This is a genomic window from Parapedobacter indicus, assembly GCF_900113765.1.
GTDB classification, from domain to species: Bacteria; Bacteroidota; Bacteroidia; order Sphingobacteriales; family Sphingobacteriaceae; genus Parapedobacter; species Parapedobacter indicus.
In genome coordinates this window covers 24,781-38,893 of the sequence record NZ_FOQO01000009.1, presented here as the reverse complement: position 1 = coordinate 38,893, position 14,113 = coordinate 24,781, and the positions used below count along the sequence as shown (strand labels likewise).

Below are 14,113 nucleotides of genomic sequence, written 5' to 3'. Positions count from 1 at the left end.
GTTATTGGATGAGCTTTGAAGTAATCGCAACACCACGCTTTAAGCGTGACGTTAAAAACTTACACCAAAAATATCCATCAATCAAAGCAGACTTCCTAAATCTCATTGAACTTCTTGAGCTGAACCCGGAACAAGGAAACCCGCTTGGTAATAATGACTGCGCGCTTTAATCCATTAACCATCGATCTGCCGATCACCGAATCCATCCCGCAGGTAAGGCAGCTTCTTTCAACCCACAATACACTCATTCTCAGTACGCCGCCAGGCGCAGGCAAAAGCACCATCGTACCCTTGGCATTGCTGGACGAACCGTGGCTACAGGGCCGGAAAATCGTCATGCTCGAACCACGTCGTCTGGCGGCCAGCAGTATCGCCCACCGCATGGCCTCCCTTTTGGGCGAAAAGGTCGGAGAAACCGTGGGCTACCGCGTCCGCTTTGAAAACCAGACTTCTGCCCGCACGCGCATCGAAGTGGTTACCGAAGGTATCCTTACCCGTATGCTCCATCACGACAATGCACTGGAAGATGTGGGAATCGTGATTTTTGACGAGTTTCACGAGCGGCGCCTGCACACCGATCTGTCTATGGTACTGTGTCGCGAAAGCCAATCGGTATTACGGCCCGATCTCAGGTTACTGATTATGTCGGCCACGTTGGATACCGATCAGCTCGCGACCCTCCTGCAAACCCCGGTGGTGGAAAGCCAGGGGCGTATGTACCCGGTTGACATCATCCATACCGAAGAACCGGATATACGCCAACTTTCTCAGGAATGCGCCCGTGCCGCTATCCGTGCCTTTCGCGAAAAACAGGGCGATATACTCGTCTTTTTGCCGGGTGAAGCGGAAATACGCACCTGTGAGCAGCTGCTCCTTGCCAATCCAACGGGTGCAGCCATCCATCCACTCTATGGGCAACTCTCATTGGCCGAACAGCACGCCGCCATCCAGCCCAACCGCCACGGCCAACGGAAGATCGTGCTGGCCACCTCCATCGCGGAAACAAGCCTCACCATTGAGGGTATCGCTGTCGTTGTCGATTGCGGTTACACGCGCACTGTGGTATTCGATCCGCCGTCGGGCTTATCACGTCTCAAAACCATCCGCATCTCGCGGGATGCGGCCGACCAGCGTGCCGGCCGTGCCGGCAGACTCGGACCGGGAACCTGCTACCGCCTGTGGACCAAAGCTACCGAACAGCGCTTAGCTGCCTACCGTACACCGGAAATCGGCGAAGCAGACCTCACCTCCCTCCTGCTTGATACCGCCCAATGGGGCATACAGGACCTCAGGCAGCTAAACTGGCTCACACCCCCGCCCGCTACGGCGGTAGCACAAGCCCATGATCTGCTGAATAAACTGGGCGCACTTGACAACCGGAAGATTACGCCGCACGGCAAAGCCGTCCATGCGCTGCCCTGCCATCCCCGCATCGCTCACATGCTGCTGGAAGGCAAGCGGCTGGGAATGGCCAGCCTCGCAACCGATATCGCGGCACTCCTTGAAGAGCGCGATCCCCTGGGCCGTGAAGCAGGTACCGACATCACCTCGCGTGTCGAAGCATTGCGCAGGTACCGAGCCGGAAACAAGCCCGGCAAACGCTTGGAAAATATCGAAAAAATAGCCCGTTCTTATCGAAAGCTGCTTGGTACAAAAGAAGATAATGGGATAGCAACCTCTTTTTCGATCGGGCTTCTCTTGGCGTACGCCTATCCCGAACGAATCGCCAAGGCTCGAAACGATGGCAAAGGGACCTATCAACTAGCCAACGGCAAACGGGCCATCGTACCGCCCGGTGACGACCTTGCGCACGAACCCTGGCTGGCCATCGCCCTGCTGGATGCGCGCGATGGGCTGGGCAAGGTATTCCTTGCCGCTGCGGTCAATCCGGCCGAGCTATCGCCGTTTGTCCAAGCTTCGGAGCGCATTGCTTGGGACAGCCAAAAGGGAAACATAGTCGCCTCCAATGACCGCCGCATCGGCAGCATCACACTGGAATCGTCGCCACTGCCGACGCCCGACGAAGCAACCGTCATCGACGTGCTATGCGACGTCATCCGCAGCGAAGGCGAGCAGTTGCTTACGTTTACCGAGGCAACGGAGCAATGGCAAAACCGGGTGAGCAGCCTTCGGCATTGGCAGCCTGAAGCAGGTTGGCCGGATGTATCTACCGAGAACCTGCTTCATCATCTGGAACAATGGCTCACCCCCTATCTTCAGGGGATCCGTAAAGCTGAAGAATTGAAAAAACTAGACCTACTCAACATGCTTACCCGCAGCTTGTCATATGAACAACAACAGGCACTAGGTCGTCTGGCCCCCACCCATTTGGAAGTGCCTAGTGGCTCAGCGGTGAAACTTCGTTATTCATCAACCGGCGCTTCCCCCGTATTGGCTGTACGCCTGCAGGAAGTGTTCGGCCTCCTTGATACCCCGCGGATCAATGACGGCAGGACACCTGTGGTATTGCATCTTCTTTCGCCGGGGTTCAAACCCGTACAGGTGACCAAAGATCTTAACAGCTTCTGGCAAACCACCTATTTCGAAGTGCGCAAAGAACTCAAAAGACGTTATCCGAAACATGCCTGGCCCGACGATCCGTTGAATGCCGAGGCCGTTAGAGGCGCAATCCGGAGAAATAAATAAATTCTACTATATTTACCCCTGTAAACAAAAAAACATCGTAAAAGCATCTACCCAGTAATGAAGCGAATTTCCTTCGCCCTATTTTTTTTATACTTTTATCTACCCATCCTTGCGGCCCCAGAGCAACTGCCGGTTGATTCAGATGGTTTAACGAATGGGTTGGAAGATTTCCCGCCCCCACAACGCGTCATCCAGATTACCCGCTGTGTGGACAGCCTCGAAGAGCGCAAAACACCGCTGCTGCGATTGAGTGAATTTCTGGATGATATGCGCTCAAAAGCGAGGGCATGGAACGACCAACCGTTACTCAAACACCTTGCATTCTACCACCGGATAAAGCGTATCTATCAGCCGATCACGCAGGAGGAATTCATGAACATCCTCGAGTCGACCATCAACTATTATGAAGACAAGGGTATTCAGCGTTATGTAGCCGTTTGCCACTTCTACATCGGCAATCGGTTTTACGAGCAAGAACAATACGGAGAAGCATTTTATCACCATGCTCGGGCGCTTGCCCTGTTTGACAAAGTAGGCATACAACATATACCCGAAATTGGAAAATACCTTCATCGCATTTCCCTAAATTACTATTACTTCCGCGATTACGAACGCGTGGTCGAGCTGATGCGCGCCTCCATCAGTCAACCCTACTACAATACCAACCTGGTTGTGCAGCGCTACAATACATTGGCGATGGCCTATCTGCACCTCAACGAGCTCGATAGCGCCATCCGGTATTTCAAACATACTCAAGAGGTGGCCAACTCGCTGCACAACGAGACATGGATAACCATCTCCGCGGGCAACCTGGGGCGGGTTTACCTGAAACAGGGACGTTACGAGGATGCACTGCCACTACAAATGCAGGATTACCTGTATAACCGGAATCGTGAATACGATCCGATCGTTGCCCGAAATGCCGCGATCAACGTAGCTTCAACGTTGCAAAAGCTGGACAGGCAAGATAGTGTGATGTACTACTTGGGTGAAAGTGAACGATTGAATCGGTTGGTGAAAAGCGGAAACCCCATGTGGGGGCAACAACGCGACGAAGAGTTTTACATCACCTATTACGGCGTGCTGCATGATTATTACAAAACGAAAGGGAATACCCTCGTGGCTTATCGTTACCTCGATAGCCTCACCAAACTCACCAATGAGACCAATCTTACATATAACAAGATGACTGCACAGGTGGCCGAAGATCGTCTCAAGATACAACAGCACGTGGCCGACCTCGCCATCCAGCAGGCTGATAAAGAACGAATCCGCTTCCGCCTTCTAGGAGTGATCGGCATCGTTGTTTTATTGTTGTTTATCATGGCAATGCTCTATTACCTACTGCGTTTGCGCCGCTCCAAAGAGAGACTGCATGTTGAAAAAGAACGAATCATACAGCAGGCTGCACAGGAAAAGGTAGAAGCTCAATTGGCACAGGCAACGCTCGAATTAAAAGAATATATGCATCGCCTGCAGGAAAAAAATGAGTTGGTAAAAACTTTCAGAAAACAGGTTGAACAACTACGTAACCATACGATGAATCAATCGCCGCAACTGGACGAACTGACCAATCGCCTGGCGGAAACGAAACTGCTTACGCCCGACGATTGGAACAACTTCCGCCAGCGGTTTAACCGGGCGTTCGGCGGCGAACTCGATCAACTCAAACTGAAGCACAGAGATCTAACCAGTGCCGAAGAACGCATCTACGCCCTGGAGAAAATGAATGTCTCTACTAGCCACATGGCCTGGATGCTCGGAATATCACCCGAATCCGTCCGGAAAGCACGCTACCGCCTGCGAAAGAAAATCGATTTAAGCGTAGCTTGACGGCAGTTTTCTTTCGTTGTCCACGTTTTTGTCCACGCCCATTTTTTGGTCGCGGCTAAGTCATCTACCGATATTAGCTGTCGGATAAAAACAATACTACACTACCCATGATAGTACGATCTACCAAGAAAGCCTTTGGGCAATTCGCAGCCCTTTTGCTTGTCCTTTGTTCTTTTTGCATCCACTCTGAGGCGCAGACCATCCGTTACGTACGCGAAAATGGCATCGGCGACGGCCTATCGTGGACTACCGCTGCGGGCGACCTGCAGGCTGTGATCAACGCATCTGCCGTGGGCGATGAGATCTGGGTGGCCGAGGGCACTTACCTCCCTACGCGGCCGGCGAATAACTTGGGCGTTGTGGTACTTAACGATCGAAACAACGCCTTCACGTTTACCAAAGACCTGACGATATACGGGGGCTTCCCCGCCATGGGCAACCCCGGTATGGCCGACCGCGACTGGGAAGCACACCCCAGTGTGCTCAATGGAAACCTCGGCGATCCGGACACGCATACCGACAATGCATACCACGTAGTGATTACCGCAGGGGCGTCCGTAACCAGCGATTTCTTCATGGACGGCTTCACCATAACAGGTGGATATGGGAATGGCCCAACAACAATTACCGTAAACGGTCAAACCTCTCACCAGTCGGAAGGTGCCGGGTGGCATAATGTCGCAGCCTCTCCGACAGTCAGCCACCTGCTGGTGACGGGAAACGTAGTTTACGGATCTGGAAATGGCGGAGGATGGTACAATAACCTACATGCCCGAGTAACCATAACGCATTCTGTCATACGCGGCAACGAGGCCGGGTTAAGTGGTGGCGGCCTGCATGCGGGAAATAGTTCCGATGTCATCCTAAGAAACGTGACAATCAGTGACAATAGCGCTTTCCTGGGCGGCGGAGCAAGCATTGAAGGTGGTTCATCCGCATTCACCAATGTGGCCTTCAGCGGGAATATAGCGAATGATGGTGGCGGTCTACGAAATGCGGACGCTTCGCTTGCGCTGGCCAATGTGCTCATCAGTGGGAACAAAGCGAATAGATACGGCGGTGGTATGTATAACGACGATGCTTCATCGATATTGACCAACGTTACCGTCAGCGGCAATACCGCCATTCAGGGCAGTGCTATGTATTGCACCGGGCTTTTTATTCCTCCGCCTACCATCATTCGAAACAGCGTTATTTGGGGAAATAACAGCACGATTTTTAACCCGTTTCTACTTCCAGCTGTAAGTCACAGCATCCTACAAGAGGAGGCAGGTGATGCCACCAATATTGTGGGGGTGGATCCGCGGTTTATTGGTGCCCCAGAGGCTATCGAAGCTCCGTTTACGCATGGAGACTACCGCCTGCAACCCGGTAGCCCGGCTATCGATGCCGGAAACAATGCCCTATACTCGGGTGATTTGGCTGCTGATGATGATTTGACGGGTAACCCCCGGTTGACAAAAAGCACCATCGATATGGGGGCGTATGAATTTAAGTTGGCCATTGCGCCAGGAGCGGGAAACATTGCCTATGTTTCCAAAGACGTGGACCAGACCGTGCCGGGCTATAAAGGGGATGGTAGCAGCTGGCAACATGCTGTGCCCGAATTGGCCGATGCATTGACATGGGCGAAAGCGAATGCGACCAATTGGACGGAAACAAATCCACTGCAAATCTGGGTGGCGGCTGGCATATACATGCCGCCTGTGGGTACCTCCTTTGAAATGGTAGACCACGTAGCAATTTACGGGGGGTTCAAAGGCAACGAGACATCGGTAAGCCAACGTGTGATCGGCGACTATCTATCGACCCTGCAAGGCCGGGGCGCGTCGGTCGTACACAACCCCGAAGGGCTTACACTTTCCCGCGAGGCAAAGCTGGATGGATTCTTGGTTAAGGGAGGTGAAGCTCCCATCGGAGGAGGGATATTGAATTATGGAGACGCAACGTTTACCCACCTCTACATCGCAGAGAATGCCGCGACCTCGTTGGGAGGAAATGTGTATAACGCAGGTTCTCCATTGTTTCACGATGTGGTGATTAATTATGGCAGTGCGGAAAAAGGTGCCGGATTTTACAATGCATCGTCGACCAGTGCCCCCGTACTGGTCAATGTTTCGATTTTGGCCTTTACCGAAGACAGTGAGGATTTTTACCTGGAGGCGGGCAATCCGGTAATCCGGAATTCTATTATATACGGGAATGGGGTTTTCGGAATTACCGACGACACAGATATCCAATACAGCTTGGTGGAAGGTCGGATGAATACCGACAACGGCAACATTACCCATGAAAATTTCCCATTGCTGGAACCCTCATCGGCAAGTTTTGAGGTGTTTGCCTACCCGACGAGCCGTACGATCAATGCGGGGAGTAACCAGGCTTATATCGACTTGGTCGGTCCGCTGGAAGATTGCAGTGACGTGTCTGGGTTACCTCGTTTAAGACGAAATACCATCGATATGGGCGCATTCGAAACGCCGTATTGGAAAGCAATAACACCCGATGTCAATCACATCGTGTATATCGATAAACATGCGAATCAAACCGTGCCCAGTTACCAAGGTGATGGAAGCAGCTGGGAACAGGCTGTTCCTGAGCTGGCTGATGCGCTATTGTGGGCACGCGTCATCGCGCAATTTGATCCGAGTTCGACAATCTGGAACCAAAGCAATCCTTTGAAAATCTACGTGGCGAAGGGCACCTATCTGCCGCTGTACCATGCGGGGGACGGGCAATTTTTGTCTGACGGCCAACGGGATAACGCTTTTGTTATGGCGCCAAACACCCGGCTATACGGTGGGTTCGACCCCACAGCTGGAATCCTGAAGCTGGAGGATGCACGCATACTGCCCACGGATGAAGGTACGGACGCGACGGACGGTACCATTCTCAGTGGAAATATCGGCGACCCTGCTATGGAGACCGATAATACCTACCATGTGGTCATCACGGTAGGCAACCAGATTGATGAACATTTTCTGATGGATGGTTTTACCGTAACAGGCGGTTATGGCAATTCAGGTGGCGATATTGCTGTGTATGGACAGCCCGTTTTTAAGGTAAACGGTGGTGGTTGGTACAATGCCGGAGGCAGTCCACGGGCCAATAACCTACTGATTGCCAACAATACCATTGGGGTAACGGGTTCGGGAAATGGGGCGGGCTGGTTTAATTTAAATGGGAGTCCAGTATTAACGAATTCGATTATCCGTGGAAACACAGCATCCCTGAGTCACGGCGGTGGAATGGCGAATTTGGATAATTCCCACCCGCTGCTGACCAATGTCCTGATCAATGGCAACACCGTAGTTAACCACGAAGGCAGCGGCATCTATAACTTTAGGTCGTCAGCCACCCTGAACAATGTCACGATCACGGCAAATACCGAAGATGGTAATGGCGGCGTGATAAGTAATTACGAAGGTACCGTTGACATCGCCAACAGCATCATCTATGGAAACAGCGGCGGCATCAGCGGTTCTCCAGCGCTCACCGTGAGCCATAGCCTGGTTCAGGGACTGGATGGCGGCAGTAACGGCAACCTCGACGGTGCGATTGACCCACTTTTCGCAGATCCGGATAATGGGAATTTTACACTGCAGATTGGCAGCCCAGCCATCAATACGGGTAATAATGATGCTTATCCAGGAGATTTGGCTGCGGATGTCGATTTAGTAGGTAGTCCACGATTGATCGCCAGCACCATCGATATCGGTGCATTTGAAAGTCCGTATGCCGACATTGTGGCATTGGGTGCCCTTGCAGTTATTACGGTACCGTATGGTACTGAACTCGCTAATATTCCGATGCCTGACCTATTCAGCGTCGAGGCAACGCTCGACGACGGAACGACCGTAGAGATTGCACTGCCGAAGGACCCGACGCAGTGGACACTGGTAGCTCCTGCGGGAGCGAATTTTGATGGCCATGCAGCAGGCACGTATTCATTTGAAATAACGATAGCGGACGATGCGGACGAAGGATATGGCAACCCACTGGCTTTACGTGCTACTGTAGATGTGATGGTCGAAAAGGGGGTGCCGGTGATCTCGTGGGCAACTCCAGTGCCCATTACTTATGAAACGCTACTGGATAGTGACCAGTTGAACGCGACGGCCGACGTTGCCGGTACATTTACATATGACCCGGCATGGGATGCGGCATTACCAGCAGGCAACCATACACTGGAGGTCACCTTTGCCCCGGATGATGATGCTAACTATACCACCGCAACCGCAGAAGTGATGCTGACGGTGAATAAAGCCCAAGCGGTGATCACAGCGGATGCGGTGCAGACTTACACCTACAACGGTACGGTTAAAACGACAGCGGCCAGCCTGAACCATACGGAAACGGCCCTGGGTTTTGATCCGCAGGCGGGATACACCGATGTGGGCAGGTATCTTATCACCATCACAGCGGCTGAAACAGCCAATTATGAGGCAGCTAGCGGGCAGGTAGCCGTGGTAATCACCAAGGCAGATTGGACAGGCACACCGGTCACTTTCCCCGATAGCGATCCCATCGGGTACGACGGTGAGCCGCACGAAATTACCGCAGGGCCCATTCCAGCAGGAAGCGAGGTATCCTACACCGTTACGGATAGCGATGGAAATAAACACCCCGGCAACGAAGTGACCGATGCGGGTGAGTACACCGTTACCGTAACCATCCGGCAGGATAACTACGAAGATATCGTCGCAACCACCCCGGTAGTCATTATCAAATCCACGCCTGTCATCACCTGGAGCAATCCGGAGGCTATCACCTACGGCGCAGAACTTGGCGGCGACCGGTTGAACGCTCAGGCTGATGTTGCCGGTACGTTTGTGTACACCCCGGTTGCGAAAACGGTGCTCGATGCAGGTGAACATACCCTGAAAGCAACCTTTATCCCTCGTGATGATATAAACTACCATACGGTCACGGCAGAGGTGATCCTCTCCGTACATAAGGCCGAAGCCCTCATCACAGCAACCGAGGTACAAACCCGCTACTATGACGGTACAATCAAACATACTGAAGCGACCTTGAATCATGACGAAACCACATTGGCTTATAGCCCGCAGCAAGGGTACATCGAAACGGGTGAATACACCATTACGGTTTCGGCACCTGAGACCGACAACTATCAGGCGGTATCCACAGAAGTGATCCTCCGTATCCAAGAGGCAATATGGGATGGTACGCCGGTTACTTTCCCCGCTAGCGATCCCATCGGCTACGACGGTGAGCCACATGAAATTATCGCAGGCCCTATCTCGGTAGGAAGTGAGGTATCCTACACCGTTACGGATAGCGATGGAAATATACGCTCCGGCAACGAAGTGACCGATGTGGGTGAGTACACCGTTACCGTAACCATCCGTCAGGATAACTACGGGGATATCATCATAAGCACCCCGGTAACGGTCCGTCCGGCTACCCGCACGATCAACTTCCCGGCATTGCCGGAGAAAATGTTTGGCGACGACAATTTCCTTCCGGGTGCGATAGCCAGCAGTGGGGAACCCATCAGTTATGCCAGTGATCAACCGACAGTTGCCACTATGATAGACGGCCGTATTCGACTTATCGGCGCAGGGATAGCAACGATCAGCGCAACCGTTCCACAAAACAAAAACTACGCGAATACGCCTGTGGTACACCAAACCCTCATTATACATAAAGCTCCACAGCAAATTACGCTGAATACACCGCTTACGGTGGATCGTAGCACGGAAACGGTAGCCGTGCACGCAGTGGCCTCGAGTGGATTACCGGTTACGCTTACTCTCGACGATCCCCAAGTGGCCACATTGACGGGAACAACGTTGAACATCCATCGCCTCGGCACCGTACAGATTACCGCTACACAGTTGGGCGACGAAAATCACGAAGCTGCGGACACCGTAATTGCCACGGTACGTGTAATTGATCCCGACGCGGAGCTTCCGATGCGGGTAAGCAAAGTGGTATCACCCAATAGTGACGGTATCAATGAATACCTGGTCATTGAAGGCATCAAAGACTATCCTGAAAATAAGGTAACCGTTTTCAACCGCAATGGAACCATCCTATATGAAGCCAAAGGCTACAACAATGGGTCCGTAGCGTTCCGCGGCATCAGCACCGCTCAGCTGCCCCTGCCCGCCGGCACGTATTTCTACGTGGCTGAGATACGGGTAAACGGAATTTGGAAATATGAAAAAGGATGGTTTGTACTTCGCTATTAATTAGGACAGCTTGCCGATAAAACAGACAACGATGAAACAGCTACTGATAATTACATTGCTGATTACGGTTATCACAACTCACGCCCAACAGCCACTCACGTATACCCAACACGGGCAAATCCAGACAGCCATCAACCCCGCGGCGTCGTTATTACAACAAGCGGGTGCCATCGCTGTGATCGGCCGACGTCAATGGGTGGGTTTGGACGGTGCACCTACGGTCTTCTGGGGTAGTATGCACTTCGGCTTGCAGGCCGCCGGCGCGACAGCAGGTATCAACATCCGTCAGGAAAGCCTGGCGATCGAAAAACTCACGGAAGCCGCTGCATTTTTTGCCAAAAGCGTGCGGATCTCAGCATCTGAATACCTTGCTCTTTCCTTAAACGCAGGAGTAAGCTACATGAACGGCAACTATTCGAGCCTCGATCCCCTTGATCCCACTGTGCGCGAAGACGTCCGCGAGACAGATGCACTTGTCGGTTTCGGACTACTCCTCTACCGTCCGGAACGCTACTACGTGGGGCTGTCGCTCCCCCGGCTGATGTTGGGTAATCTTGGCGTTACCGGCGACGCACGTTATAATTTCCGGAACATTTACCACCTCCATGCCGGTGCGCTTTTCGCCCTCGGTATGGATTTCCATTTCCGGCCATCGCTGCTGGTTACCTACTCCGAAAGCCTCCGTCCGCAGGTTGATGCTTCCGCAATGTTCTTCATCAAACGCGCTTTCGGTATGGGTATGAACATACGGAGCTATGGTGAATTGGCAGGAATGGCGCAATTTAACTTCGGCGGATTCGGACTCGGCTACACGTACCAATTCAACCCGAAGAATGAGCCCCTCAATCGCAGCATGAATAACAGTTCACATGAACTCGGGCTTACCTACCGGTTCGGTAAGCAACGTTCAATGCTTTAAAACATACGTTTGTAAAAAATCAGCGCAATTAACCTCGGGAACAGCAGCAAAGTAAAAATCGTCGCGGTCTTCCGTAACAATGACTTCGCACGGTGATTGTAATGCCGAATAATATTCCCGCCCATCCTCGAAAGCCGGTAGATAAACACCGTTAGCCGGGAAAAGCTCCTCCCCGGATGTTTGCTTTTGCAGGTGAGTTTACCTATGTTTGGCAAGCATATTTTTTGACCCATGAACAATCCATTATTGAGGCCTTTTGGCACTCCCTTCGATAGCGTACCCTTTGATCGCATTACGGCCGCGCATTTCAAGCCGGCTATTTTGCAATTGATCACCGAAGCCAAAGCAGAAATTGACACCATCGTCACCAATCCGGCTCCGGCAGATTTCGCCAATACCATCGCTGCCATGGAACACGCCGGGAAAAAACTTAACATAGCCTCTGCGACGTTCTTCAACCTCGACTCGGCCGAAACCAACGATGAAATCCAACAACTAGCCCAGGAACTTTCACCGATATTAGCCGAATATGGCAACGACATTATGCTGAATGAAGAGCTTTTCCAACGGGTGAAACAGGTGCATGATGAAGCCGATGAGTCGACGCTGACCGACGAAGAAATCCGCCTTTTGGACAAGACCTACAAAGGGTTTGCACGCAACGGAGCGCTTCTATCTGCCGAGAATAAGGAAAAGCTGCGTGAGATTGACAAACAACTGGCCACCCTTACCATGAAGTTCTCGCAGAACGTGTTGCAGGAGACCAATGCATACCGCCTGCATATAACCGATAGCGAACAGTTGACCGGCTTGCCAGACTCTATTTTAGCTGCCGCCAAGGCCGAAGCGGACAAGCGTCAACTGGATGGGTGGGTGTTTACGCTGCATTTCCCGAGTTTCGTGCCGTTTATGAAATATGCAGCCAACCGCGACCTGCGCCGGGAGTTGTACCTCGCTTCATCTACTCGCGCACTAAAATCCAACGAATACAACAACGAGGGCATCGTGCGTGATATCGTCTCGCTGCGCAGCGAACGGGCCAAATTATTGGGTTTCGGCACCCACGCCGACTTCGTGTTGCAGGAGCGCATGGCCTCCTCTCCCGCCATCGTACTTGATTTCCTGAACGATCTGCTGGTAAAAGCTAAACCCCATGCACAGCAGGAAATTGATCAGCTGAAAACATTGGCGCATGAAGATGGCATTGACAAGATGATGCCTTATGACCATGCTTATTACGCGGAAAAATTGAGAGAAGCCAAGTTCAATTTGTCCGATGAAAAGCTCAAGCCTTATTTTCCTTTGCAGCGCGTATTGAATGCGGCCTTCGATGCCGCCAATCGTCTTTACGGCTTAGTCTTCAAACTCCGCGCGGATATCCCTAAATACCACCCTGAGGTCGATGTATACGACGTATTGGAAAACGGTCGTCACAAGGCGTTGCTATATACCGACTGGCACCCCCGGGAAGGCAAACGGGCAGGTGCATGGATGACGACCTACCGTGGACAGTGGAAGGAAGAAGACGGCGAACAGGTACGCCCGCACATTTCCATCGTTTGCAATTTCGCCCGGCCCGTGGGTGATACTCCCTCTTTGCTCACCTTCAATGAAGTGACCACCCTTTTTCACGAGTTTGGACATGCCTTGCATGGCATGCTGGCAGATACAACTTTCGAAAGCCTTTCCGGTACCAACGTGTATTGGGACTTTGTGGAGCTCCCCTCCCAGTTTATGGAAAACTATTGTTATGAAAGCGAATTCCTGCGTTCCTTTGCCCGGCATTACCAAACAGATGAATCTCTTCCCGAAACCGAAATAGATAAAATTGTTGCTGCAGCTAACTTCATGGAAGGTTACCAAACCCTTCGCCAGCTGGGCTTCGGGCTGCTGGATATCGCATATCATACCGGTAAATTTGATGACGAAACCTCGGTTGAACATTTTGAAAAGAATATGACCCGCGATACGCAGCTCTATCCCGATGTACCCGGTACCGCACAAAGCGCCTCGTTCTCCCATATCTTTGCCGGGGGGTACTCCGCAGGGTATTACTCCTACAAATGGGCCGAAGTGCTGGATGCTGATGCATTTTCGTATTTCAAAGAAACCGGCATCTTCAATGCGGAGACCGCAGCTAAATTCAAACGCCTTCTCAGCAGTGGTGGCACCGTGGATCCGATGGAGCTGTACATCCAATTCCGCGGCCGGAAGCCCGAGCCGGAAGCCTTGCTGAAACGGGCAGGGCTGGTTGGGTAGTCTCTTGTCAAACTGGATACATCCGTTGTCTAACGATTAATCTTAACCCTAGACAGCTAAAAGATAAACTCCTCTGACAGGGCAACCGCGTTTAAAAAGCGGGTGATACCTCCGATCGTGCGACGACGGCTAAAGCAGGATAAAGAAGCAGATTTGAAACATTTTTACCGGGAAATCGATCCATTTTCACTGGGTCGTTGTCGGATCCGCTTCGGTATTTTTGCAACATCTTGCACCA

Annotated in this window: 6 protein-coding genes; all 6 read left to right on the top strand. The window is 52.1% G+C overall.

The features are described from left to right. Positions 1 to 8 precede the first annotated feature (8 nt). Positions 9 to 170 (top strand): hypothetical protein, encoded by a 162-nt coding sequence (locus tag BMZ56_RS25650; protein ID WP_177195198.1) that lies wholly within the window; start codon positions 9 to 11, stop codon positions 168 to 170. Continuing rightward, on the top strand, positions 154 to 2,646 hold the full coding sequence (gene hrpB, locus BMZ56_RS17675) for an ATP-dependent helicase HrpB (RefSeq protein ID WP_090628937.1): 2,493 nt from the start codon (positions 154 to 156) through the stop codon (positions 2,644 to 2,646). The genes BMZ56_RS25650 and hrpB overlap by 17 nt, the downstream gene beginning before the upstream one ends. Positions 2,647 to 2,703: 57 nt before the next feature. Then, positions 2,704 to 4,479 (top strand): tetratricopeptide repeat protein, encoded by a 1,776-nt coding sequence (locus BMZ56_RS17670; RefSeq protein WP_090628936.1) that lies wholly within the window; start codon positions 2,704 to 2,706, stop codon positions 4,477 to 4,479. 107 nt (positions 4,480 to 4,586) lie between these two features. Continuing rightward, entirely contained in the window at positions 4,587 to 10,697 is a 6,111-nt protein-coding gene (locus BMZ56_RS17665; protein ID WP_090628934.1) for a choice-of-anchor Q domain-containing protein, read from the top strand. 31 nt (positions 10,698 to 10,728) lie between these two features. Beyond that, entirely contained in the window at positions 10,729 to 11,616 is an 888-nt protein-coding gene (locus BMZ56_RS17660; protein ID WP_090628933.1) for a PorP/SprF family type IX secretion system membrane protein, read from the top strand. A 231-nt stretch (positions 11,617 to 11,847) separates the two neighbouring features. After that, positions 11,848 to 13,875 carry a M3 family metallopeptidase gene (locus BMZ56_RS17650; RefSeq protein ID WP_090628930.1) on the top strand — a complete coding sequence of 676 codons (2,028 nt, stop codon included), beginning with the start codon at positions 11,848 to 11,850 and terminating at the stop codon, positions 13,873 to 13,875. Positions 13,876 to 14,113: the final 238 nt, after the last annotated feature.